Source organism: Vibrio ziniensis, from assembly GCF_011064285.1.
Classification (GTDB): Bacteria; Pseudomonadota; Gammaproteobacteria; order Enterobacterales; family Vibrionaceae; genus Vibrio; species Vibrio ziniensis.
On record NZ_CP049332.1, the window covers coordinates 242,742 to 267,082 of the forward strand.

Genomic DNA, 24,341 nt, shown 5'->3' on the forward strand with positions numbered 1-24,341 from the left:
GTAAGGGTGCAATGAGTACCTATAGGACAGAAACGCCTGTCTCTATTCTTTGAGGAAGGAAAGACGGTGCCATTCTGTGCTCACAAGAAGTATCGAGCACAGAATGTAAAAACCACAAAATTAGTGCAGTTTAAATTGTGCCATTTCGCTATTTAATTCGGTGACGTGGTCGCGGATTTGTAGCGAAGTTTTATTCGCATTTTGGCTAATAGAATCGACGTCTTTCATTGACGTCGAAACGTTCTGCATATGCTCAGTGATCAAACGTGTGGCTTCAGATTGCTGATTAGCCGCTGCTGCTAACTGCAACATTTGCTCATTGAGTGTTGATATTTGATCAGTAGAATTCACCAACTTGATGACGGCTTCTTCAATATGCTCTGAGCCTTGTTCCGCCATTTCCTGACTGCGTTGAATCTCTTTCACTACAGAACCTGTGGCACTTTGAATCGCATTTACAATGCTGTTAATTTCCGTGGTTGATTTCGTGGTACGCGATGCTAGCATACGAACTTCATCAGCAACCACAGCGAACCCTCTACCCGCTTCGCCAGCTCTTGCAGCTTCAATCGCCGCATTCAGTGCCAGTAGGTTGGTCTGCTCCGCTAAGCCTTCAATAACTTCTGTCACTTTACCAATGGCTTGGCTTTCCAAATTCAATTTGGCAACCAGTTCACTCGTCACTTCGATAGTTTTATGCAAAGACGCCATCGTCGCTTTGTTTTGCTCTAAAGATTCTCTGCCGAGCGTTAATTCGTACTGACTGTCAGAAAGAGTTTCTACCGAACGCTGAGCCTGATCAAGAGTATGCTGAGTTGATTGAGCCACATCTTCCAGTTCAGTCTCCATCTGCTCAATACTCAACTCCTGATTTTTCACTTGGCTAAGTGTTTGCTGGCTGGAGCTCAGTAGAGCCTCCATGCTGTCATTCACCTGACCCGCTTTATCCGTTACCCCTTTGACGATATTGGATAAAGACTGGTTCATTCTGTTGATAGAGATAGTCAACGCTGACAACTCATCGCTGCCATTCACGACTAATGGCTGTTGTGATACATCACCAGAGGCAATAAGCTGCGCACGTTGCGAAATTTGAGCAACACGACGGCCAATGCTGCGCCCCATATAAGTCGATACCGCAAGCGATGCAATCACCACCAAAATCAACGCCACCACCAATATGGTCAACACTTGGTGAATAGACTGATTAATACCTTCACCACTTCTATCGGCTTTGCTCTGCTGAGCAGCAACTACGGACTCTAAGCTGATGTTCAGTTGCTCTGCCGCTGGCACAAGCGTATTGGCCATTTCTTGGTTGACTAAGTTCCAGTCTTCCGACTGACGAAGTGCAATAGTTTGATCAGCCAGAGGGAAGAACAGTTGTTGCATCTCTTTAAACAGTTCCCACAAAGATTTGTCATCTTCATTCAACAAATCAATTTTGCTCTCGATTTCACTAACCGATTGCTTGTGTGCTTTGATGAAATCTTGGTATTTAGTCAGATACTCTGGGTCGCCGTACAGAAGAAAATCACGCATTGCTGACAGCGCGTTCGCCAGTGAGTTATAGCTATCTGCATACACTTTAAACAGACGCTTCCGCTCTTCACCCTCTTTGTTTGAAGACTCCGCATTGATCAAACCTTGGATCTGATCCAGCGCCACTTCGGCAATCGGCGCCGCTTCGCTAGTAAATAAATTATGCGCTGGCAGATTTTCTGGGGTATGCGTCATCTCGACAATTTTATTTACCGAGGTTTTGACCTCATCCCAATGCTGAACCACGTTCTGATAATCAGATTCCTGAATGAGGTTTTCCAACACTGGCAGCGACTCATCGGTTTGAGCGATGATGGTATTGATCTGAGCTTTCAGGTTTTCTCCTGCTTGCTCATCACTCCCCAACAACATATATGCACGAACGGTTGAAAGTGTCGCTTGAATAGACTGCTGAATACCACGGGATGTATCTACCGTTGGTAAGTCAGATTGAAGAAGTGAATTAGTGTGCGTCTCTAACACAGAGACGTTTCTATAGGTAACGACTGCAGATACCGTAAATAACACGGCTAAAAGTAAAAAACTTAACTGCAACTTCCCTGAAATCGTTAGCTTCATCCTTGAGCTCCTGTACAACTTTTATCAGACTATATCGTTAATTAAACGTTAACGGTACGCAGAAATAAAACTTGAGGAGTGTTTGGCTACTGTTTGTACAATTTCCGTATTTTATTCGGTATTTCCATACCAAGTTGCTCGTTTTCCGTAATCTACGCATGGAAATTAAACGCTAAGGCAGCAACGAATAAGCACACAATGATGGTAAAAGAACACAGATAACAAACGCAGAATGTGTTAAAGCCGAATAGCGAAAACGGATCAGTAGCGGCGCAGTAACAAACAATGTGATCAACACCGGAATGGTATCAATATCGATAGCAAAGTGAAAAATCACTAACAACACAGCCAGCCCTAACGTCGAAACGTAAGGAACAAGTACTTTTTTGCCTAACAGCAGCATAAAGAAAAGAGTAGCTAGGAAAGAAAACATCAATAAACCTTATTAATAATAATTATCATTTAGATTTAAATGATATGTTTACTGTCAGGGTAAATCAAGCAGCAAAATTAGTTTTTGCTTACTTAAAGAAGAGTTAGGAACAGTAATCAAAAAAGAGCAGCGGATGAATGCTGCTCTTTTCAATGGGTACTTTTTGATGAGTACTTTATCAGCCAATAGGTTAGCTTACTTAACTTTTACAAGTTTACCTGCAAGACGCTATTTTTCAGATAGTGCCTGACCGGTGAATTTCACGCCTTGCCATCCAAAACGGATAAAGTTACGAATGTTTTGATGGTCATCCTTATCTGGATTCTGCAGAACATCTTTACGATAAAAATCACCAAAGCAAGCCAATGTTTGCGCTTCAGATAAACCTTGGTGTTGTGCGAAAGAAAAAATCTTACATGAACCATTATTCTGGTTCTCTGCATTCATTGTTTCGCCATTTACAAAAGCGGTTGGTGTGAACACAAAGTTCGCATCAATAGTTGCGATAACTTCTTGGAATTTCACCAATTCTGGCTGTTGGTTTAACTTTTCAATCAGTACTGCAATTTCCATATGTATTTATCTATCCAGTTAACAAACTAAAAAGCAGTCTAATGAAAAACTTCCTTGATGCAACCCCGTGCATTAAGCGATGAAAATAAGTTTGTATTACCACTCCACCGCTTTCCACCCATTAGGAGGCGTCAAGCCCAAACGTTTAAACTCTTCAGGACTATAAACGTCCATTCCTTGATGACCCGCTTGTATAGGTACCGTACTTGCGTCTAGGCCTTTTTCAAGGATCTCCCGTGCAATATTGCCTGCTTGTTTCCCCTGAGATCTGCCATCTAATATAACCCCACCAGCAGCTTTACCTTTACCTATGGAGAAATCCCAAAATCCAAACAGTGGTACGCTGCTGTTCTTCGATGTCCAATCAAGTAATGCTTCGGACGATACACTCTCGCCATTGCTGTTAATTAAGGTTTGGAATAAACCGACCACAATAGCACTCACACCATTACGTGGAGCATTCATCACAGCATCATGCCATGCTCTTTCTGTCGAAAGAGTTATCACATGAGCCTCAATGCCTAAGTTTTGTTTAATCAACGGCACTTGATTCTCTATTGTCCTTACAGCGATTTTGGACGTATTGCCAGAATCGAACATGATCAGAACTTTGGGCTTGGTATTGGGGCTGTCAAACACCTCACCAATACCAGCCATGGTTTTAGTAAAAAATGGACGTTCGAGAACACCTGTTACCCCGGCTTTACCAGAATATTGAGTAAGCAATTCCCTCGGATTGGAGTTAATGCCCAAAAATACGATGGGAATAGGTTCTTGATATAACTTTGGCAGCATATAACTCAATGCATTGTCATCACCGACCACCACTAAGTCCGGCTTTAATTGCAAGTAGGCTTGGTGAGCTAATTCTGCCCTATTTTCATACTCTCGGCTTGGAATTCGTTTAGTATCCATCTCGAAAAAGGTCAGCTCGTGTTCAGGAGTTAAGCTCTCTATCAGCCCTTTTCTGTATCCTGCGTCCCAGCCAAATTCAGCATGGTAGCTTTCTATCACCAGAATGTTTGCTGCCATCACCGGTACAGATAACAAACTAAGTAACAGTACAATTCGAATCATAGTTAACGCCTTAATTTCTTTTTATTTTTAAGTTTAGACGAACTTCGACAATTCCCAGTGTTATACCTTCTATACTGGAATCATCCTTTAGTTAACAACTTAAAATAAAACGACTGCAACTTTAGGTAAAGCAGACTTCAAGCAGACAGGGAATGCTTAATGAATAAAAGCCGACAATTCATAGAAAGTGACACCAACCCGTTTTATAGCCGTATTGGCCGAAGAATTATCATTATTCTAGTTTTACTCAGTGGTGCCGTCACACTCGTCGCAACCTTGACACAAACCTATTTTAACTACAAAAGCGAGTTTAGTGACGTTGAACAGCGGCACCAGGAGATAGAGATTATTCATTCAGAACTGCTTTCTGCATCTTTATGGGATTATGATTTAGTGTTGCTTCAACAGCGTTTGGATAGTCTGGTTGAATTGCCTAAGCTCAGCTACCTTAAAATTGTTTCAGGCAAGTATAAGTTTGAAGCGGGAACGCCCGTCACTGAAAGTTCCGTAACCAGTACCTATCCTTTGTATCACGTAAACCCTGATGATAATAAAATGCAACAATTGGGTACTATTTATATAGAATCTAGCGCGCAAGAGATTTACAACACTCTAATCAAGCAATTCATCATCACTCTATTAGTCAATGCAGCTAAAACCATATTTGTATGTGCGGTAATACTCATGGTTTTCCATCAAAGCGTTAACCGACGTATTTTTTCTGTTGCTCAGTACTTACGTAAGTACAACCCTCGCCACCCAGCAGATAAGCTCTGCCTTGAACATAAAAAATGGATTATGGAAAAAGATGACGAACTGAATTGGCTAGCAGAAGAAACCAATACTATTACCAGCAACGTTACTACCCTTTATCGTAATATTAAGTTCGAACAAGAGCGCTTTGCCGACTTTACACAAGTATCCTCAGATTGGTTATGGGAAACCAATATGGAGGGGCACCTAACCTATGTATCTGAACCCATGCGTGAAATGCTTGAAATTGATGAGTTTACCCGCCCCACGTTCGCCCAGATACCCTGGTTTGTCGATGTCACAGAATTGCTTCGAGCTTTGGAAACCAAACAAAACTTCGCTAAATGTGAACAGCAACTGAAAATAGATGGCTACAATATTTACATGATGTTTCAGGGCATAGCGCGTTACGAGAACAATCGTTTCGTAGGCTACCGTGGCACTACCATCAATATTACTCAGCTCAAATCTACTCAGTTGGAGTTACAAACACTCAACTACAACTTAGAGAAAAAAATTGATGAGCGAACTCGCGATCTCAAACAAAGTATGGAGCACCTTCAAAAAACTCAAGAGCAGTTGATTGAGTCAGAAAAATTGGCGGCTTTGGGAGGGTTAGTTGCTGGAGTGGCACACGAGGTAAATACACCATTAGGAATTGCAGTAACAGCAACCTCTGTGATCCAAGAAGTTAAAAGTGAATTGAACTCGGCCTTTGCCTTACAAACATTAACCAGCACTCAATTTAGTGAGCTAATGCAGCGTCTTGCCGACAGTAGTGCGTTGTTAGAAAGCAATCTCAATCGTGCAGCTAAGTTAGTGAGAGACTTTAAACAAACAGCGGTGGATCAAGTTTCAGAACAGCGCAGCCAGTTCCGTATTCATCAGGTTATTGAAGCACTGATTGCCAGCTTACATTCTGAAACACGCAAGATCCCCGTTGAACCCAAAATTCAGGGTGATGAACAACTTATGATGACCAGTCTACCCGGAGTACTGACTCAAATCCTAACCAATCTCATCATGAACAGTGTGAACCACGCATTTAAAGAAACACAACAACCGAGCATCGCTATACATTTCTACGAACAAGGTGATGATATTGTTTTGGAGTACAAAGACAACGGATGTGGCGTTGAAGAAGCCCTACATCAGAAGATTTTCGAACCGTTTTTCACCACTAAACGCGGTGTCGGTGGCTCTGGATTAGGGCTAAATCTGGTGTTTAACTTATTGAAGAAAAAGCTTAATGGAGAATTGCTGTTTGAATCAGAAGTTGGGCATGGTGTGCATTATACCATCACCATGCCTAAAGTACTGGCTCCAGAAATGGAGCACTAATCGGGCCATGCTGATCTAATGTCAACAAACGCATCCCAGTGTTCAAGAAGCAAATCCACTAGCTTAGGTTCAAAATGCTGGCCTCTTTGTGTCAGCAGTTCTTGTTTAATTGATTCATCCGACCAAGCATCTTTATATACTCGCTTAGCACCTAGAGCATCGAACACGTCGGCTAATGCTGTAATGCGCCCACAAAGTGGAATTTCTTCACCTTCAAGCTGCTTGGGATACCCTCTACCATTCCATTTTTCATGGTGTGTAGCAGCAATTTCTTTTGCTACTATCATCAATGGGCGTTTGGACTTACTCAGAATATCCACGCCGTATTCAACGTGTTTTTGCATTTCTACCCATTCCTCTGCGTCCAGTTTACCTGGCTTATGTAAGATGCTATCAGGAATAGCCACCTTGCCAACGTCATGCAGAGGAGAAGCATTGCGAATAAGCGTCGCTTCAGCGTCAGACAAACCATATAAAAGAGCAAGCTTTTCACAAAACAATGAAACCCTTTGTACGTGGGCCCCGGTTTCTTTACTTCGCGCTTCCACCGCATTGGCTAAGTTATATACCAACTCTTTTGACGTTTCTTTCAAATCTTCCATCAGGTTAATCTTTTCGAAGGTTAACCCTATGTTATACATATAAATTTGTAGAAGTTGTTTATCCAGTTCAGACAACTCCTCATTCAAATTCACATAAAGAAGATTGTCTGCACCACGTTCGTCATGGAGATAGCAAACGTAGGCACGACCAAAATCCTCCGATTGACGGGTTTCCAGCACCTTCTTGCAGCGCTTCACCACCTCCTCAGGCAGCACGTCAAACGCGCAGTCTTGATAGCAGTCAACATACTCTCCTGTAGCAGCTAATGTAAATGGGCGAGCTTCTTCCCCCTCGCTTCGGGGCTTTACGATACAGTAAAACGCAGATGCGTTCAGTTTTAACAGAGATGTCATCTGACTCAACACAGACGAAGCATAAGTTTTTAACGTTGTGGTATTTTGCACTTTTGCCGATGCTTCAATTACGCGGCTCAAACCTTGTTTTTGCTCTTCTATCAAACACAGATCGCGGTACGATCTAAGCATTGAATAAAGCAAGGTGCGTAACTTCTGCGTGGTTAATTCGGTTTTTTCTTTATAGTCATCAATCTCATACTCTTGAATCACTTTGTCTTCAGGAGCTTGCCCCGCCTGTCCTGTTCTAAGTACCAAGCGAGTCATTTTATTATTGAGATGTTCACGAATGTAGCGAACTAATTCAAGGCCAGCATGTTCACTTTCCATGACAACATCAATCAAAGCTAATGCGATGTCATCACGCTCTTCCATAACTTTGCGAGCATCATCCCCAGATAGCGCTGAAATTAATTCAAGTGGGCGGTCCTGAAATAGGAAGCCGCTAAGTGCCAACTTAGTGACCTGATGCATTTCTTTGTCATCATCCACCAATAATACTTTCCATGTATTAACAACAACTTTTGGCTCTTTTTTCTCAGAAACCAAGCTGCCACGCATGTCAGCAAATAAATCCATTAACAGCCTCATTGTAGTTATGTCTATACGCCACTTTTAGCGTAGCACATTCCATATAGTTGCAATGTTACCTATGGCACTATTTTGCTGAACGTAATTCAGCGTCGATTTCACTTTTTACCGTACAACGGTATAAATGCATGTGAGTGCACAGCAAAAAATTTACTGTCATCTAAAATAATTAATTCGGTCAGTTGAAATTCTAAACTTTTAAGGGGATACAATGAAAAAACTGCTAAGACTTTTTCCTTTGTACTTAGTTGTAACTGTAATCGCAGGCGTACCCATATTGATAGCGCTGACATTAGCCATCTCCAACATCCTCGATTTAAATAAGCGCGTCAGCGTTGCCGAACATGATCAGGAAACCGTTCAACTCATACTGTTATACGATAATCTTGCTCACAATCTAGCAGTTGAACGTGGATTAACCGCAGGTGTATTGGGTTCAAAAGGCCAAGGTGCTCAAGTTGAAACCCTAAACAAACAACGCATCCAATCTGATTCTCATGTTAAAGCCCTTCAGAGTTTCAATCCGACTAACATTCCCAAAGCTTTTGCTGAAAAAATTAAAACTGACATAAACGCCCAACTGCAATCTTTGGCTGAAGTCAGAAAACAAGTCGACGCACTACAACCTAAAATTTCACCTTTTGCGTATTATTCAAATCTGAACCAACTCGCTATTGATAACGCACGTATTCTGCTCAGTACCATCGACGACGCCAATGTGTCAGAACTTGGTAGTTCATTAATTTCAGTAGTAATCATGAAAGAGCGAGCTGGCCAAGTTCGCGGCGCGTTGAATGGCGCATTTGCGAGTCAAAAATCAAATTCTGCACAATACACATCCATCAACGACTATATTTCATCAGGCAACTACGCTGAGCGTTCACTGATGTTAACGATGCCGACACAGTTTATTCAACAACTTGACGATGCCAAAAATTCAGCCATTTGGAAAAATGTAGAGCAGATACAACAAAGTTATCTTAACCAAGCAAATCAACTCGATAATTTACAAGGCCCTAAACCTACAGAATGGTTTAGCGCTGCAACAGAGCGTATTGGTCAATTAAATCAGTTGAGAAACGTCATCCAAGGTCAAATGATGACGATGTCAGCACAACAATCTCAACGTGCCAATACCAATGAAAAAATCATTATTTCGCTGAGCGTTATTATCGGTGTCATCTTGATATTTAGCCTTTATACAGCCGTCAGTACGTTGAGAAACCGAGTGGGCAGTCTAACTCAAAAACTAGCCGTAATGTCACGTAATAGAGATCTTAGCATTTCACTAGCTTCGGAAGGACAAGATGAGATTTCACATATATCTCAGAGTGTAAACGGCTTGACCACTAGTATTCGTAATCTATTGTCTGAAGTAACTGAAGCCAATGATCACAGTTCTCAACGCTTGAAACACCTCATTCAAAGCGCGAATAACTTGACAACAAGTAGTCAAGCAACAACGGCAAAATGTGACAACATTGCAGCTGCAATGACCGAATTGTCTCAATCTAGCGTTGAGATCGCACAATCGTCAGAGCGGGCACTCGACGAAACGAATACCATGACATCGAAAATCATATCTTGTCAAAATCAGAGTCAATCTTCGTTCAAAGCAGTAGAAGCCTTAGTGGATCAAATTGAGCAAACTCAGGTTTGTATGCAGAACCTCGAAAAAGACGCGATGAGTGTCAGTAAGATCGTGGATACCATTAGCGGTATTTCTGAACAAACTAACCTGCTTGCTTTGAATGCAGCTATCGAAGCAGCACGAGCTGGCGAACATGGACGGGGTTTCGCTGTTGTGTCATCGGAAGTTCGTGATCTGGCACAACGCAGTAAAGAAGCAACCGAGCACATCAGTCAACTTCTGAATAATATGTCGAACAACACCAACACTGCCGTTAATTATATGGAGAAAAGCCGCCAGGCAACCCATACGACCTTTGAATCAGTTTCAATAGTGAACACTAGTGTGGCTGAATTAGAAAGTGTCATTGAGGAAGTGAACACTCACATTACCAGTATTGCCAACTCAACAGTTGAACAATCTAAAGCGAGTGAGGCTGTTGACCGAGATGTTGATGTGCTAGCAGAAATCGCTCAAAACACAGGTGAACTTGCTAACGAGTTAAACAAAATCGTCAGCAACTATAACAAAGAGGCAGACACCGTTAAGCAAGCACTTAACGAGTTCAAACTCGCATAACCGGTTTAGCGGATAAAAAAAGAGTCATCCATAGATGACTCTTTTTTGTAAAACTTCAAATTAAAATGGCACTTCTATGTGCATCATTAGGTCGACTTCATAATCTTCATGCCAACGGTAGTCCATTCGCATACGTGGTTCACCTGCTTTCTTACTACCGAAGCCTAAGCTCAATAATAATCCATGACTTCTTAACCATTCTTCTGTGGTCAGCTCAGACTCCTCTTTTAGGAGCTTTGTTGGCATCCACACACCCACACCAATATAACTTTGTGCTATTTTATGAGTATAGAATGGCTCTTCGTCTTGCTTAAATCCCCACTTTTCCCAGTATTCATCAACGTTTTCTTTATCTTTAAACAAATCTAATTCGAAGAGTTTTTTTGAAGCGTACTCCATCCCATGAATAAAGGAGATGCACAATACGCGACTGTCTGACAGCTCTACAGTTTCAAAAGATTTATACGTCGGGTCTTTATATACGAACGACTCACACGCATTTGCCAAATTTGAAACCAACAGCAATAAAACACATGCAGTGATAGATTTCATTAAACAGCAGCTCCGACCTCTTGGTGTGATAATTCTCTAATAGACCTTCAACTGCTGCAATAACCTTTCAACGCTAGGAGTTGTTAATCCACGGATTTCAGCGTTATCTGACAAGCGACGCCTTATCTCAGTACTACGAACAGGTATCCTTTCCGGACAAACCATTATTGACCAACGTTTTAAAATTTCAGCAGATTTATAAAACCTGTCAAAATGTAACAGATTATCTGGACCAATAACAAACGTAATATCGGCATTAGGAAAAATTTCTTCAACTTTTTTTAGCACTGCATAAGTCGTTACACTACTGCTTGGTGTAAACAATTCTTGTTCGACCTTACAAAGAGTCACTTTATTTGAGCCTATATCCTGAATAAAAGCCTCTATCAGTTGGCAACGGATATCGTAATCCAACATCTCTTTGCCCCAAGCATGAGAAATACTTGGAACCAACAAAATGCGGTCAAAGTGATCCAAAGAATCAATGACACTCTTGTGCCCCAAACTCGGTGGATTAAATGCACTGCCAAACACAGCAATTTTTTCCATCTTTACCCCTACTAACAATGAAATCTCTATTCTCGGTTTTCTAATTGCATGATTGAGGTATGATACTACGAAAGTTTGTTAATGCTTGCAGGAAAAGGAAACCCAATGGAACAAATGATTCGAGATGAGATGCGAGTACTTCCTAGCATCGATCCTGCGTTCGAAATCGAACGTCGTGTCGCTTTTTTAAAACGTAAGCTATTAGAGTCTGGCTGTAAATCTCTGGTACTCGGTATCAGCGGTGGTATCGACTCGACAACATGCGGACGCTTAGCTCAGCTTGCTATAGAAGCACTGAACAAAGAAAGTAACTCAAGTAACTTCCAGTTCATCGCTGTTCGCTTACCTTACGGTACGCAAAAAGACGAAGATGAAGCACAATTGGCATTATCTTTTATCAAACCAACGCACTCTGTTTCTGTCAACATCAAAGCTGGTGTCGATGGCTTGCATGCCGCTTCTCATGAAGCATTAGCGCACACAGGCCTACTTCCGGCTCAAGCGGAGAAGCTTGATTTTGTAAAAGGTAACGTAAAAGCACGTGCTCGCATGGTTGCACAATATGAAATCGCTGGCTACGTGGGTGGCTTAGTGTTGGGTACTGACCATTCGGCAGAAAACATCACAGGCTTCTACACCAAGTTTGGTGACGGTGCTTGTGACATGGCCCCACTGTTTGGTTTAAGTAAGCGTCAAGTTCGTCAAGTGGCAGCCGCTCTGGGTGCGCCTGATTTGCTTGTTCACAAGACACCAACAGCAGATTTGGAAGAGCTTTCACCACAGAAAGCCGATGAAGATGCTTTAAATCTGACTTACGACCAAATCGATGACTTCTTAGAAGGTAAACCTGTTTCTAAAGAAGCTTCAGACCGACTAGTCGCTATCTACAAAGCTACGCAACATAAGCGCCAGCCAATCCCAACAATTTACGACTAACCTCTAACTCAATGCTACTCGATAGGCTATATATACGAGTAGCATTGGGCACATACCTGAGATACGTTTAGATTAAGCGACTACGATTTCCCAACTGTGGGTCATATCAACAGCTTCGCCTAACATCAAACATACAGAGCAGTACTTTTCTAAAGAATCAGTGGTTACACGTTCAACAATCTTTGCATCTAGGTTTTCACCTGTAACAACAAAGTGGATATTCACCTTAGTAAAGATTCGAGGAGGTGTATCTCTACGCTCAGCTGTAAGCTGTGCTACACAGCCCATGACTTTCTGGTCTGCTTTTTTGAGACCATCAACGACATCCACAGAACTACAGCCACCTGCACCAAGTAAAACCATTTCCATTGGACTAGGAGCGGTCGAGCCTCCATTCCCATCCATCACAATAGAATGGCCTGAGTTAGATTGACCTAAAAACTTAAAATCTTCGACCCACTTTACTTTTGCTTCCATTTTGTTACTCATTCTTAATTGTCTCAGAACCTAATTCTACAATGCTAACATCAGAGAATTCCACGCAACCCTAACCATAATGTGGCTAATCCACATGGCCACCAGTGCAAACCCACACCCTATTATTAGGCATAAACCATCACGTTCAATAATACCCAAAGCCAAACAAATAATCGCGATGTTTGGCAAAAAGTTGATGAAGGGCAGAGGCAGAATCGCAATAAAGGCTAAAACACATATGATTGCACCAACAACTCTACGAGGATTCACTCTGGATAACGGTTCCCATCGTGGCTTTACATACTCTTCTACACGCACCAGCCAAGGCATTACTTCTTCAGTAAATTTAAGTGTTTTATCACGATGAATGCGTTGTTTTTGAATGATATTAGGAAGCTTTGGAGCATGAAAACCCAATGCAATTTGTAGCCCTAATAAAAAGTCGGCGACAGCCGCAAAGAATGAAATACCTGGGATAAGCCCAGCTAGGCTTAGCATAATCAACAGAGCCCCGTATGAGCGGCGCCTAAGTAGCTCTAAAAGTTCACCAATAGTCAAATATTGTTCAGGATGAGACTTGAGCGTATTGATGAGAAACTGCGAGGTTTTTTCCAAGAGGTTATCCAAATTATCGAGGTAACGACATAAGCAAGGTACAAAATACCTATTACTAAGCGATATGAAGAAACATTATCAAATTTGTAATCAAAAGACGCAATAGACCTTAGGGGTCGAACTGAAAAAAGACAAAGATTTTACTTACAGCAACTACCAATCCAGCGCAGTTCGTAATGACATCTAAAAAAGAAAACCCCACTAAGCTTTCACTTAGCGGGGTTCTGTTCTCTTCGCAGCTATCCGGCTACTATAGGTGCTCCCTGCATCTATTCCTTGATAATCTGCTGGTTCCATCAGCGCATTCCATTTCATCGCCATCCTAGCGGTGTCCTGACTCTGTCATCCTGACAGACGCTTATTCCCTTAAGTTGTCTATTAACTGCTCTAAAACAACCATCCTAGCTATTTTAAACCTAATGTTAATATCCTTTGCTTTCCTTGCCGATTATTCTTCCTGAACAACCGTATCTTCTTCCTGAAGATGCCCTATCTCTGAGCTAATCCATTTCCGTGCCAGCATCCCGCCAACGCATTCAGATTACGACATCGGCGTTTAGGAACAAGTATGCAAGATAATATATATTTTAAACAAAAACCGCCAACCCAACAAAAATGCATAAGTTACAATAATTTACAAACAACCCCCTCGACCAATCTCAATAAGAAAAATCAAATATCCTACACATCATGTAAGAGATATCTCACAAAACACTTCTGCTATATCTCTAAACAACCTACATAACTCATGGCCTAACCTTTAAAAATGAAGTGAGAATATATAGAGGTAGTCATATCTTTTTCTAGACTAAAGGATGCGAAATCAGGATATTATTACCATCGAACTACTTGCAGCGAAGCCAGATCAGCGGTTCCGTCAAGTATGAAAAAACCAGCGTAACTAATGATTTATCAAAGGAAGCCTCACTATGATTTCGAAATGGGCACAACGTTTTTACCAGATGGCAGAACTTGTTGGCTCTTGGAGTAAAGACCCTTCTACCCAAGTAGGAGCCGTTATTACAAAACAAAATCGAATTGTTTCTGTGGGCTTTAATGGTTACCCACATGGTATTTCAGACAGCGCAAATACCGACGACAGAGATATGAAGTATCTCAAAACTCTGCATGCAGAAGAAAATGCCATCCTATTTGCAAAACGTGATTTGGACGGATGCGAAATCTACGTGACCCATTTCCCTTGTCCAAACTGTGCAGCAAAGATCATCCAAACAGGTATATCAGCCGTTAATTGCCCAGAGCAAGCAGACGATTTTCTTTCTCGTTGGGGAGATAAAATTAAAGTGAGCCAAGAGATGTTCTTGCAAGCCGGAGTCAAAGTTAACTGGCTACCACTTGGCGAGTTAAAACCAATCAGTGAAATTCACAAAGAATCATAAAAAAAAGCCCTCAAACATGAGGGCTTTTTTATTTAAAGTAAAAATGCCGTCTCACATTTGAAACACCCATGCAACTTTAGACTTTTAAGTACATTTTTTTTGCATGCGATTCAATGTTCAACGCTAACTATGTCTACAATCAAACTCAATTGGCGTTCAAATCGTTTCATCAACAAATGAAATGAGAAATTCATTTTTTAGTGGCTGTAAAAAGGAAAAACAATGAAGCCCACTACAACTGCAAATACAATAGATAAATCAAACTCAACACACTTTCTCGTTACGATTTTATTTTTATTCGCAGTAAGTGCCGTTAGTTATTCGTTATTGACGACACATCATTCCCTCACTCAATACTACTTTATTTACCCACTATGCATGTTAGCGGCATATTTTATTAGTAATACTTGGCTTAAACGAGCATTGTCCTTTGTGACGTTTGTATTATTACTGATCGGAAGTTATTTTGAGCCGCTCAATATAGATTTTTTACAACAGACCTTTATCTTAGTTCCACTGTGCTATATCGCGATTTTCCCTGGGTCATTATGGCCAATAGGAGTTGCATTCAGTCTGATAGGGGTTTATATCCCCCATGTCACCAGTGCCCAAGTATTCGAATTTTTAGATGCTGCCATCGAGATAGCTGCCATTGCGATTTTTGCAACAGGTGGGGTTTTCTATAGACAGAAGCTGATTAAGCAGGTTGAACGTTACCGAAAAGACAGTTTGACAGACTTTCTTACCCAAGTAGCGAATCGAAAAGCGTTTAAGAACGATCTCGAATCAATAGAAACAATTGCCGGCGAAGCCAGTACAATGAAATTTGCATTGCTGCTCCTAGACATAGATAACTTTAAGCTAATCAACGATTCATTAGGCCACCAACAAGGTGATTATTTATTGATTCAATTTGCCAAGCGGTTGAACAACTTGAGCTTTAACCGAATTAACATTTATCGACTTAGTGGTGATGAATTCGCCGTACTATTACAGGACAAATTTGATGTAAATTTCTATGCGCAACAAGTAGCAAACTACATATCAGAAGCTTGTCATACGGAGTTCGAACTCGATAAACGTAGCTACACAATGACAATAAGCCTTGGTATCGCAGCATTAGATGACGCTGCTTACAATACTGAAATCTGGTGCCGAAATGTAGATATCGCACTAAAAAGGGCAAAGCAATCAGGAAAAAACAGCATCCAATGGTTCGATGAGAATCTGATTGGAGAAACAATTCGCAGCTATCAAATAGAGAGAGAACTGAGCGATACTATCGAAAAAGGTCAATTAACACTTCATTACCAACCTAAAGTCGATATTAAAACCAACAAGGTCTATGGAGCAGAGGCTCTTATTCGCTGGAAACATCCAGTTTTTGGCATTATATCCCCAGATGAATTTGTTGGCGTAGCTGAACGTAGCCAGCAAATTATACCCATTGGCCGCTGGGTGATTGAAACGGCTTGTCAGCAAGCCAAAATATGGGATCAACTCGGACATCCCATTTGTATCGCTGTCAACGTTTCAACAGTTCAATTTCTCTATGATGATATATTTCATGTTGTGACTAAGGCTCTGAGGGACTCACAGCTTGACCCTCAGCTACTGCAACTCGAAATTACAGAGACAACACTAATGCAACAGCCTGAACGTGTGGTCGATGCATGTCATGAACTACGAACCTTAGGTATACGCGTCGCGATTGATGATTTTGGTGTGGCATATTCTTCTCTCAACTATTTAAAACAACTGCCCATCGACGTATTAAAAATTGATAAGTCCTTCATAGATGAATGCTGTTCTAACCACAATGATCACATGCTAGTGCGCACTATCATTCAACTTGGTCACAATATGGGTAAAGTGGTAACAGCAGAGGGCGTCGTCAATAACGAACAGCTGTGGCTACTAGCACAAGAAGAATGTGACGAGTATCAAGGCTATCTGTTTTCTCAACCACTTCCTCCAAATGAATTCATAACGCTTTTATCAAGCAGAAAAGAAATTATGATCCCACATCCATATATGGCTTCCAGCCGATAAATGATTTTCATATCACACGACAATCGTTGAATTCATCTTAAAACGTTCACTTTGACCTAGATAAAATGATGTAGCCCAACAAATATCTGCAACATCACCGTGATATAAACGGGGAAATAAGACATTTTTACAAATAATCGCAAAATAAGTTACGTTAATAGCATTCTGTCAATACGTACAAACACTTAAAATGGCATATTAAAATACTGGCATTAAGTACGTTAACAGATAAAAGTATCGTAATTATTTTCTCTAGCAGAATAACTCATTAGATACTACAATCCTGCCACATAAAAATAACAAAACTTCCCCCTCAAATACCAAACGCAGTAAAAACTGTGGGTATTAGCTCAACATAACGTGAAAGGTTTATAGCAATGAGTCCAGAAAAACATCTACTCGATTGGCAGACTAGCCAAACTATCGCAGAATCGATGTCACCAATTATCGGCCAGCTTTATCGTTTAAAAGGTGTTGAAGTCATTTTGTATGGTAAAACACTTATCAACGCAGCAACTATCGACATTATCAAAACACACCGCATTGCCCGCCGATACACTGAAACCGCACTTTCTCTAGAACAAACGATGCCCATTTTGCAGTGTTTAGCAAAGCTAAACCTATCTCCATGTCGAATCGACATCGGTCAACTTGCTCATCAATTCTGGCAACAACATACTGATGAGTATGGCTTAGATGATTTTCTGCATACTGCATTGCTTAACAGTCTAAACGGAAGCACTATCACTCAACCTAAAGACGTTGTTTTGTATGGTTTTGGACGAATTGGTCGCCTACTTGCTCGATTACTGATCGAAAAAAGTGGTCCTGGTTACCCGCTAAGATTGCGTGCCATCGTCGTGCGTGGAGGTAAACACGGTGATTTAGAGAAACGTGCTAGTCTGCTAAGGAGAGACTCCGTTCATGGGCAATTCAACGGCAGCATCATTGTAGACAACGAACATAAAGCGCTTATAGTAAACGGTAATTTTATCCAAGTGATATATGCCAACTCCCCTGAAGAGATTGATTACACCAGTTACAGCATCCACAATGCGTTAGTAGTAGATAACACTGGTGTATGGCGTGATAGCGAAGGCTTAAGCAAACATTTAAGTTCGTTAGGTGCAAGTAAAGTACTCCTAACGGCTCCTGGTAAAGGTGACATTAAAAACGTTGTCTTTGGTGTTAATGACTCGGTTATTCAACCAGAAGACACCATTATTTCTGCGGCTAGCTGTACCACAAACGCTATTACGCCAATTCTAAAAGCGATGAATGATAAGTTCGGCGTTGTATCTGGCCACATTGAAACGGTACATTCATTCACCAATGACCAAAACCTGATCGATAACTTCCACAGCGGCGAGCGTCGTGGTCGTTCAGCATCACTGAATATGGTTCTAACGTCGACGGGTGCAGCGAAAGCCGTTGCGAAAGCGCTACCTGAATTGGCTGGTAAACTGACTGGCAACTCTATTCGTGTTCCTACGCCAAATGTTTCAATGGCGATCGCCAATCTAAATTTAGAGAAAAGTACTGACAAAGAAACACTCAATGCTTATCTAAGAGATATGGCACTTAACTCTACTCTTTCAGCACAAATTGATTACACGGAATCAACGGAAATTGTTTCATCTGATCTGGTGGGCTCACGTTATGCTGGCGTAGTCGATGGTGCTGCAACGATAGCTCAAGACAACCGATGTGTACTTTATGTCTGGTACGACAATGAGTTCGGTTACAGTTGCCAAGTCGTACATTGTATGGAACAGATGATGGGTGTTCGTTACAAAACGTACCCACAAAAATAACGATTTAACCTCCACAACATAATAATAACCGATACTGACGAAGTGACTCCTGAGCTATTCAGCCTTAGCTTCTGATGACATCCCCCCGATTCGCCGCTCTATCTCAGATAAGAGCGGTTTTTTTTCGTCATTTTTCCAAATTATTTTGCACCGGTATCTCTTAGTCTTTAAGCGAAATATAGTTAAACTAACGAACTAGTTGTTGCGACACTTATGTCCAAAGAAGAGGCTAATAATACTTATGAAACAAGCAGTATATATGTTTTATGCTCGTTTTAAATCGACGCCTAAATTGGTAAGAATCTCAGTGTATCTAGCTCTTACCTATGCGGTATACATCACCATTCTCGGCCTTATTGCACCGATCGTCATTGAATCTCAAGCACCCAAACAACTTAGCCAGTTATTGGGTCGGGACGCTCGACTTGAAAAAGTCTCGATTAATCCTTTCCTACTTAGAGCTCGCGTTCAAAACTTTTCTATTCTTGAGAAAGACCAACAACAAGTATTTAGTCAATTTGAATTGCTTGAATTAGAAGTTAACTTTTGGCGCAGCTTGTTGACCCTAACGCCAACGGTTGACCACCTTTTACTTGTAGGTCCTAAAGCTCAATTACATCGTATCAATGTAAACAACACATTTAACTTCAGTGATATTCTCGAAACCTTAGCTAGCAATTCAAATAACGAAGATAACTCTCAGGCTAACGCTCCTGAAGATACTGTGAACAATGGAATCCCCGCGTTTAAAGTGAACTCCTTCATTATCGACAATGGTGATTTCCACTTTAGAGATACAGTCACAACTGCGGATTTACACTACCAAAAAATCAACCTCAAACTCAGTAACATTGATAGCCAAGCTTATACCCTAAGCCTTCCGATAAATACGGATGAAAAGCTCAAGCTCACCGAAAACGCAAACCAGTATCAATTTGAATTAACAAGCGCAGACCAAAGCCTGCTCACTTTCAACGGTCAGTTTCAGTTAGCCCCATTTGAAATCTCAGGCAATGTGTCCCTTAAAGATCTCACATTGAAGCCATACTGGCCATTTGCAAAAGAATTCATACAAGCTCATTTGAGTAGTGGTTCAATTAGCTTCTCAACCCACTATCAAGCCAAACTGGTTGATGAATCACTCTCATATCAGACTCAAAACGGCCAGTTTGCCCTTACCGACTTAACTTTCAGTGATCAACAATCTGATAAAGCCAAAGTACCCTCCCTAAAAATCAGTGATATCCAAGTCTCTGGAGATGAACAATCCGTCAATATTTCAGATATCTCTATACATGGCCTTTGGTTCGACGCTTTGTTGGACAATAACGGGTTAGATTTGGCAACCTTGTTCATGCCCAAAGCCACTACTGAAAATGAAGCATCGAACTCATTATCTGAGACAAACAATCAACCTGTGAGCCAAGAGCCATCCGACCAAAAATGGAAAGTTCGACTGGAACACTTTTCAATGACTGACTCAGACTTCAATGTCCTAGAGAAAACACAATCACAAGGTGTGCACTGGCGAATCCACCCAATGACAATTTCAACCAAAGCGATTCAAAGTGACTTAGTCGACCCTATCGAATATGAAATTAATCTTGATGTGAGTTCAAATAGTCTACGGCAACCGGAAACGGCCAGAGGTTCATTCTCTACTTCGGGTAGTGTTGATGTTAGAGCACTTAATGTAGATGGCAATCTGTCCATTGAGTCTCTAGACCTAACTCAGATACAACCTTATCTCGCTCCTTATCTCAACATTCGATTAATGAAGGGGGCTCTTAATACCCAAGGAAACTACAAAGTAATTGGTAGTGATGACATTAACTTCGATGGTTCATTAAGCATTAATAGCCTTCTGATACGCGATACCATCGACAGAGAACCATTAGTGAAATGGCAAAAAATGTCTGTAGATTCATTACGTTTCAGTTCAAAGCAGAATCAACTGGTCATCAAAACCGTATCGCTAGATGCGCCTTATGCCAAAGTTATGATTGCAGAGGATAAACGAACTAACATTGGCGATATTGTTGTTGCCAACGAAAGTGACAAAAACCAGCAGGTGCAAGCATCCCAATCATCAACGACTAAACCAACATCGACCAAAGTGACCGAGGCTAAAGCAGCGAAGAGCGGCAAACCAATGTCTATCATCATCCAGCAGATTAAATTTGCTAACGGATCTGCTTTCTTTGCTGACAATTCACTAACACCCAATTTTTCTTCAGGAATTGAACTGCTTGAAGGGTCGATCAAAAACCTTTCGTCCACACCGGGCACCAAAGCTACTGTCGACATTGCCGGCAAAATTGATAAATATGCCCCTGTAACATTGAAAGGTGAAATTAACCCGCTAATAGAAAAGCCATACTTAGACCTTGCTTTAGTATTCAGAAGTGTTGAGCTAACTTCAGTTAACCCTTATTCCGGGACATACGCGGGCTATTACATCGACAAAGGTCAACTGTCACTCGATCTCAACTACCGATTGGATGACAACCAGCTTCAAGGTACGAACCATCTTGTTGTCGATCAACTGCAACTGGGTAAACCAAGCGATTCGAGCCTTGCGACCAGCTTGCCGATCACTTTGGCTATAGCAATACTACAAGACCGCCACGGTGTGATTGATTTAGGGGTTAAGGTATCAGGTAAAGTTGATGACCCTGATTTCAGTTTTGCCAGCGTAATTGTAAATGCTTTCGCCAATATCATTACCAAAGCGGTAACAGCACCGTTTTCATTACTCGCAGACCTTGTAGGTACAGATGAAGAACTGAATCAAATTACTTTCCAAGCGGGAGTGGCAACGTTAGATGACCAAGAGAAGCAACGTGTGAACAAACTCGCACAAGCGTTACAAGAGAGACCCATTCTTAAAATCAGTGTCGAAGGTTCTGTATCTGCTCCTGACGATAGCTACGCCTTAGCAGAACAAAGAGTACAAGAGTCTTTGCTAAACAGTAGCGGACTAGAATCTCTGCCAGAGCCATTCAGTGCTAGCCGTATTACTGAATCAGCCCAATTATCTGATGCACTTGAAGAACTCGCAGAGAAACAATTGAAGTTAGATCTAAGCCAAGAGAGATATAAAGTAAAACAACAGCTTACAGATAAGTCACAAGGAACAGAAGTTACGAAAGTACAAATCGAAACTGTTGTTCATATGGGCCTGTATAACCAATTGGTGAAAGCAACGAACATCGACAAGAACAGTTTGAGCAATCTCGCAGCTGAACGAGCAAAAGCAGTCAAAGCATATTTGGTCGAAGAACAGCAAATCAGTCCAGATCGCGTGTTCTTACTCGATAGTAAAACCGATTTGAAAACAGAGAAGAGTGGCGCAGAACTCACCATAGGCGCTGAATAACCCTCCTAAGCATAAAACCCAACCCTTTAAATATCAGTCGGTTGGGTTTTTAAGCCTAACGGGACACTCCGTTCATGTTTAATTCATCTGGACTGAGTTAAGATGAATGCAATTAATACAGGAGCAGACAATGAATAGATTTCTTATTACCACACTGACGCTCATTACTGGATTTTTCGCAATTGCATTTAGTTTATTGCTTGCTATTCCGCTAACAATTGCAGCACTTATCACAGGTAAAAGGTTACAGAGTCAAATGCAACGCCGCCCCTTCTATCAAGCTCAGAACAATCGCTCATATGGCAATACAATCGATGGCGAGTTTGAAGAAGTGAATTCCAGAGCCAAATATTAAAAAGAGCCCCTCATGCAGAGGGGTTCTTTTTATATATCCATGAAGTATTGTTAGACCTAAACCGTAAGCACGACTCGCGCAGCTAACAGCAACAATACAATTCCTGATAGACGATCAATTAAAACAGCTCTCGAACGCAGTTTATCGAGAATCAGCGGACTCGATAAAAGGAAAGTAATGAAGGTATACCACAAACCGTCCACGACAAACGGGGTCACTACAATAATTGCTTTGCTAGTCAGTTCATGCCCGACAGCAACAAACTGGCTAAACAATGCAATAAAGAATAGAGCAATCTTTGGGCTCAACAGGGAAATCATAAATCCTTCCCGAGCAGATTGCCATGCACTTACCGTCTCTCCTGATTCTAGCTTCGCTGCCACACCACCTTTTGACCGCAAGGCATTAAATCCCAAATAAGCCAAGTAACCTGCGCCTGCGTAGCTAATTGTCTTGAACAACAATGGCGACTGATGAAGTAACACAGCCAAACCAATCAAGGTAATAAAAGCATATATGCCTATGCCAAAAGCATGTGCCCAAGCCGTTGCTAAACCATTATGGCGTCCGCCCGCAAGGCTGTGTTTTGCAACCATTGCTAAACTAGGTCCAGGTGACATTGCACCCAGCAGGCAAATAGTAAAAAGTGATAGCCAAACTGTAATTGTCATTCAAACCCTCCCGGTTAGTTCTTAAATGTACTTATGTTTTGCTATTATTTGAAATCATCTTTTTTCATTGTTGCTATGAATTAGAATCATAACCTATCGAATATTCAGAATGATTCATAATGTCGTAAACAAGCTGCCTAGCCCAAACATGAGAAGGTTCGTTATCGAATTTAGAGTGCCATAACAGCCAATACTTATGCTTTGGCGTCTTAACCGGTAACGATTTGAACACTAGATCAAAATGGTTTTGCATATTACGAGCAATATGCTCAGGTACCACCATCAAATACTCACTCATACATAATGAGCGAAAAGCTGCGGAAAAGAACGGTACTTTTAGGGCAATATGCCTTGCCTTATTTTGTTCTGCTAACGCTTGGTCGATGTAGGTATCCTTATCACCACCACCTATTACCTTGATATGTGAGTAATTCAGAATATCAGCGACAGTAAGAACACTTTTCTCTGATAAAGGATGAGATCGCTTCATTACGCATACAGGGTAGTCTTCACCAATCTGCCAAGAAGAAACGCCTCGAGGTGGCTCAGGTGACATAGTGGAAGCAAGCTGAATTTCAGAGTTTGCCATTTGTCCTAACAACGTTGGCTGCCAAAGGCAATACTTAATTGAGACATTAGGTGCATAAACAGATAGAGATTCAACCATCTCTGGTAAAAGATACTGAGCAACGTAATCGCTGGAAGCAAAAACAAACTCTCCCTTCCAGGTAAGTGGAACAAATTCCGCTTCGATCATTAGCTCATCAAGTTCAACAAACCAATGGTCTAGTTTATTCAGTAAGCTGACTGCTTTAGGCGTCGGTACTAACTGATTACCGTCCCTGACTAGCAAAGGGTCGGCAAACATGTCCCGCAGTTGACTTAACTGGCGACTCAGCGCCGATTGGGTAATGTTTAACTTTGCTGCTGCTTGACTGACATGGCACTCTTCAAGTAAGACCTTAAGTGAGCGAAGTAAATTGAGGTTTATCGGCGACATCAAACACTACTTCGCTGTGTTAAACAGTTCTTTTAAAACCGTATGAGTCATCAAATGACGTAGTTGTGGATAGCTTTGTAACTCATCTCGAATCGCATTTAACTTTGCCATGCTTTCTACTTCTACATACAGCATCATGTCGGTCTCTCCACTGATGGCATGGCAGCGTTTCACGCCTGGAATCAGATATATTTTCTGCGCATAAATTTCACAGGAATGTAAACTCGCCGAGGTATCGAACTTTAAGGCGAAATAGGCGCTCACATTATTTGTGTGATCGGGTTTAGCTATTTGGGCGTGATAACCCAAAATCACTTTGTCTTGTTCGAGCTTCTTAATTCGTGCCGTTACGGCTGATCGAGAAAGGTTGACTTCACGGGCAATGTCACTCACAGACGATCTCGCATCACCTTGCAGTATCTCTATGATTTGTCTGTCAAATTTATCCATTACTCATTCCAATCCTTATCACTTTTCAATCGTTTCC

20 protein-coding genes are annotated in these 24,341 nt (G+C 41.4%); 8 read left to right on the top strand and 12 right to left on the bottom strand.

Features of this window, described 5'->3' with window-relative positions:
• Positions 1 to 120 precede the first annotated feature (120 nt).
• From G5S32_RS16150 to G5S32_RS16165, 4 genes are all read right to left on the bottom strand, one after another.
• Positions 121 to 2,121, bottom strand: a complete 2,001-nt coding sequence (locus G5S32_RS16150; RefSeq protein ID WP_165313081.1) for a HAMP domain-containing methyl-accepting chemotaxis protein — start codon at positions 2,119 to 2,121, stop codon at positions 121 to 123.
• Positions 2,122 to 2,293: 172 nt separating this feature from the next.
• On the bottom strand, positions 2,294 to 2,554 hold the full coding sequence (locus tag G5S32_RS16155) for a hypothetical protein (RefSeq protein WP_165313083.1): 261 nt from the start codon (positions 2,552 to 2,554) through the stop codon (positions 2,294 to 2,296).
• A 228-nt stretch (positions 2,555 to 2,782) separates the two neighbouring features.
• Positions 2,783 to 3,127 (bottom strand): HopJ type III effector protein, encoded by a 345-nt coding sequence (locus G5S32_RS16160; RefSeq protein ID WP_165313086.1) that lies wholly within the window; start codon positions 3,125 to 3,127, stop codon positions 2,783 to 2,785.
• Positions 3,128 to 3,223: 96 nt separating this feature from the next.
• Positions 3,224 to 4,204: an ABC transporter substrate-binding protein gene (locus G5S32_RS16165; RefSeq protein WP_165313088.1), complete on the bottom strand. Its 981-nt coding sequence runs from the start codon at positions 4,202 to 4,204 to the stop codon at positions 3,224 to 3,226.
• Positions 4,205 to 4,363: 159 nt separating this feature from the next.
• Between G5S32_RS16165 and G5S32_RS16170 the strand changes: the two genes are divergently transcribed.
• Positions 4,364 to 6,298 carry a PAS domain-containing sensor histidine kinase gene (locus G5S32_RS16170; RefSeq protein ID WP_165313090.1) on the top strand — a complete coding sequence of 645 codons (1,935 nt, stop codon included), beginning with the start codon at positions 4,364 to 4,366 and terminating at the stop codon, positions 6,296 to 6,298.
• Here G5S32_RS16170 and G5S32_RS16175 read toward each other — a convergent pair.
• Positions 6,295 to 7,833 carry a DUF3369 domain-containing protein gene (locus G5S32_RS16175; RefSeq protein WP_165313092.1) on the bottom strand — a complete coding sequence of 513 codons (1,539 nt, stop codon included), beginning with the start codon at positions 7,831 to 7,833 and terminating at the stop codon, positions 6,295 to 6,297. The two genes, G5S32_RS16170 and G5S32_RS16175, sit on opposite strands and share 4 nt — an antisense overlap.
• Before the next feature lie 223 nt (positions 7,834 to 8,056).
• Between G5S32_RS16175 and G5S32_RS16180 the strand changes: the two genes are divergently transcribed.
• Positions 8,057 to 10,054, top strand: coding sequence for a methyl-accepting chemotaxis protein (locus tag G5S32_RS16180; protein ID WP_165313094.1), 1,998 nt, complete (start codon positions 8,057 to 8,059; stop codon positions 10,052 to 10,054).
• A 60-nt stretch (positions 10,055 to 10,114) separates the two neighbouring features.
• Here the strand turns inward: G5S32_RS16180 and G5S32_RS16185 are convergent, their stop codons facing one another.
• Together G5S32_RS16185 and G5S32_RS16190 are read right to left on the bottom strand one after the other, a co-directional pair.
• Entirely contained in the window at positions 10,115 to 10,606 is a 492-nt protein-coding gene (locus G5S32_RS16185; RefSeq protein ID WP_165313096.1) for a hypothetical protein, read from the bottom strand.
• Positions 10,607 to 10,642: 36 nt separating this feature from the next.
• Positions 10,643 to 11,155: a nicotinate-nicotinamide nucleotide adenylyltransferase gene (locus G5S32_RS16190; protein ID WP_165313098.1), complete on the bottom strand. Its 513-nt coding sequence runs from the start codon at positions 11,153 to 11,155 to the stop codon at positions 10,643 to 10,645.
• A gap of 105 nt (positions 11,156 to 11,260) precedes the next feature.
• Between G5S32_RS16190 and nadE the strand changes: the two genes are divergently transcribed.
• Positions 11,261 to 12,091 carry an ammonia-dependent NAD(+) synthetase gene (gene nadE / locus G5S32_RS16195; protein ID WP_165313100.1) on the top strand — a complete coding sequence of 277 codons (831 nt, stop codon included), beginning with the start codon at positions 11,261 to 11,263 and terminating at the stop codon, positions 12,089 to 12,091.
• 72 nt (positions 12,092 to 12,163) lie between these two features.
• On the opposite strand, the gene G5S32_RS16200 is transcribed toward nadE, so the two are convergent.
• Positions 12,164 to 12,568, bottom strand: coding sequence for an OsmC family protein (locus G5S32_RS16200; RefSeq protein WP_165313102.1), 405 nt, complete (start codon positions 12,566 to 12,568; stop codon positions 12,164 to 12,166).
• A gap of 36 nt (positions 12,569 to 12,604) precedes the next feature.
• On the bottom strand, positions 12,605 to 13,183 hold the full coding sequence (locus G5S32_RS16205) for an exopolysaccharide biosynthesis protein (protein ID WP_246201160.1): 579 nt from the start codon (positions 13,181 to 13,183) through the stop codon (positions 12,605 to 12,607).
• Positions 13,184 to 14,112: 929 nt separating this feature from the next.
• On the opposite strand from G5S32_RS16205, the gene G5S32_RS16210 reads away from it, so the two are divergent.
• The 5 genes from G5S32_RS16210 to G5S32_RS16230 all read left to right on the top strand — a co-directional run bounded on the left by G5S32_RS16210 (position 14,113) and on the right by G5S32_RS16230 (position 22,183).
• Entirely contained in the window at positions 14,113 to 14,583 is a 471-nt protein-coding gene (locus G5S32_RS16210) for a dCMP deaminase family protein (RefSeq protein WP_165313104.1), read from the top strand.
• Between the two features lie 222 nt (positions 14,584 to 14,805).
• Positions 14,806 to 16,635: a putative bifunctional diguanylate cyclase/phosphodiesterase gene (locus G5S32_RS16215; RefSeq protein WP_165313106.1), complete on the top strand. Its 1,830-nt coding sequence runs from the start codon at positions 14,806 to 14,808 to the stop codon at positions 16,633 to 16,635.
• A 377-nt stretch (positions 16,636 to 17,012) separates the two neighbouring features.
• The gene (locus tag G5S32_RS16220; RefSeq protein WP_165313108.1) at positions 17,013 to 18,449 is read left to right on the top strand and encodes a glyceraldehyde-3-phosphate dehydrogenase; all 1,437 of its coding nucleotides are present in this window, start codon (positions 17,013 to 17,015) and stop codon (positions 18,447 to 18,449) included.
• Positions 18,450 to 18,690: 241 nt separating this feature from the next.
• Positions 18,691 to 21,828 (top strand): DUF748 domain-containing protein, encoded by a 3,138-nt coding sequence (locus G5S32_RS16225; RefSeq protein WP_165313110.1) that lies wholly within the window; start codon positions 18,691 to 18,693, stop codon positions 21,826 to 21,828.
• 130 nt (positions 21,829 to 21,958) lie between these two features.
• Complete coding sequence (locus G5S32_RS16230) at positions 21,959 to 22,183, top strand: FxsA family protein (RefSeq protein ID WP_165313112.1); 225 nt, start codon at positions 21,959 to 21,961, stop codon at positions 22,181 to 22,183.
• Positions 22,184 to 22,239: 56 nt separating this feature from the next.
• Here the strand turns inward: G5S32_RS16230 and G5S32_RS16235 are convergent, their stop codons facing one another.
• The 3 genes from G5S32_RS16235 to G5S32_RS16245 form a co-directional block, all read right to left on the bottom strand.
• Positions 22,240 to 22,854, bottom strand: coding sequence for a LysE family translocator (locus G5S32_RS16235; RefSeq protein WP_165313114.1), 615 nt, complete (start codon positions 22,852 to 22,854; stop codon positions 22,240 to 22,242).
• 73 nt (positions 22,855 to 22,927) lie between these two features.
• Positions 22,928 to 23,857 carry a LysR family transcriptional regulator gene (locus G5S32_RS16240; protein WP_207621652.1) on the bottom strand — a complete coding sequence of 310 codons (930 nt, stop codon included), beginning with the start codon at positions 23,855 to 23,857 and terminating at the stop codon, positions 22,928 to 22,930.
• A gap of 3 nt (positions 23,858 to 23,860) precedes the next feature.
• The gene (locus G5S32_RS16245; protein ID WP_165313118.1) at positions 23,861 to 24,304 is read right to left on the bottom strand and encodes an Lrp/AsnC family transcriptional regulator; all 444 of its coding nucleotides are present in this window, start codon (positions 24,302 to 24,304) and stop codon (positions 23,861 to 23,863) included.
• Positions 24,305 to 24,341: the final 37 nt, after the last annotated feature.

Bases quoted from the DNA above. Each gene is read 5' to 3' on its own strand.
- G5S32_RS16150 (WP_165313081.1), bottom strand. From the start codon at position 2,121: ATGAAGCTAACGATTTCAGGGAAGTTGCAGTTAAGTTTTTTACTTTTA.
- G5S32_RS16155 (WP_165313083.1), bottom strand. From the start codon at position 2,554: ATGTTTTCTTTCCTAGCTACTCTTTTCTTTATGCTGCTGTTAGGCAAA.
- G5S32_RS16160 (WP_165313086.1), bottom strand. From the start codon at position 3,127: ATGGAAATTGCAGTACTGATTGAAAAGTTAAACCAACAGCCAGAATTG.
- G5S32_RS16165 (WP_165313088.1), bottom strand. From the start codon at position 4,204: ATGATTCGAATTGTACTGTTACTTAGTTTGTTATCTGTACCGGTGATG.
- G5S32_RS16170 (WP_165313090.1), top strand. From the start codon at position 4,364: ATGAATAAAAGCCGACAATTCATAGAAAGTGACACCAACCCGTTTTAT.
- G5S32_RS16175 (WP_165313092.1), bottom strand. From the start codon at position 7,833: ATGGATTTATTTGCTGACATGCGTGGCAGCTTGGTTTCTGAGAAAAAA.
- G5S32_RS16180 (WP_165313094.1), top strand. From the start codon at position 8,057: ATGAAAAAACTGCTAAGACTTTTTCCTTTGTACTTAGTTGTAACTGTA.
- G5S32_RS16185 (WP_165313096.1), bottom strand. From the start codon at position 10,606: ATGAAATCTATCACTGCATGTGTTTTATTGCTGTTGGTTTCAAATTTG.
- G5S32_RS16190 (WP_165313098.1), bottom strand. From the start codon at position 11,155: ATGGAAAAAATTGCTGTGTTTGGCAGTGCATTTAATCCACCGAGTTTG.
- nadE (WP_165313100.1), top strand. From the start codon at position 11,261: ATGGAACAAATGATTCGAGATGAGATGCGAGTACTTCCTAGCATCGAT.
- G5S32_RS16200 (WP_165313102.1), bottom strand. From the start codon at position 12,568: ATGGAAGCAAAAGTAAAGTGGGTCGAAGATTTTAAGTTTTTAGGTCAA.
- G5S32_RS16210 (WP_165313104.1), top strand. From the start codon at position 14,113: ATGATTTCGAAATGGGCACAACGTTTTTACCAGATGGCAGAACTTGTT.
- G5S32_RS16215 (WP_165313106.1), top strand. From the start codon at position 14,806: ATGAAGCCCACTACAACTGCAAATACAATAGATAAATCAAACTCAACA.
- G5S32_RS16220 (WP_165313108.1), top strand. From the start codon at position 17,013: ATGAGTCCAGAAAAACATCTACTCGATTGGCAGACTAGCCAAACTATC.
- G5S32_RS16225 (WP_165313110.1), top strand. From the start codon at position 18,691: ATGAAACAAGCAGTATATATGTTTTATGCTCGTTTTAAATCGACGCCT.
- G5S32_RS16230 (WP_165313112.1), top strand. From the start codon at position 21,959: ATGAATAGATTTCTTATTACCACACTGACGCTCATTACTGGATTTTTC.
- G5S32_RS16235 (WP_165313114.1), bottom strand. From the start codon at position 22,854: ATGACAATTACAGTTTGGCTATCACTTTTTACTATTTGCCTGCTGGGT.
- G5S32_RS16245 (WP_165313118.1), bottom strand. From the start codon at position 24,304: ATGGATAAATTTGACAGACAAATCATAGAGATACTGCAAGGTGATGCG.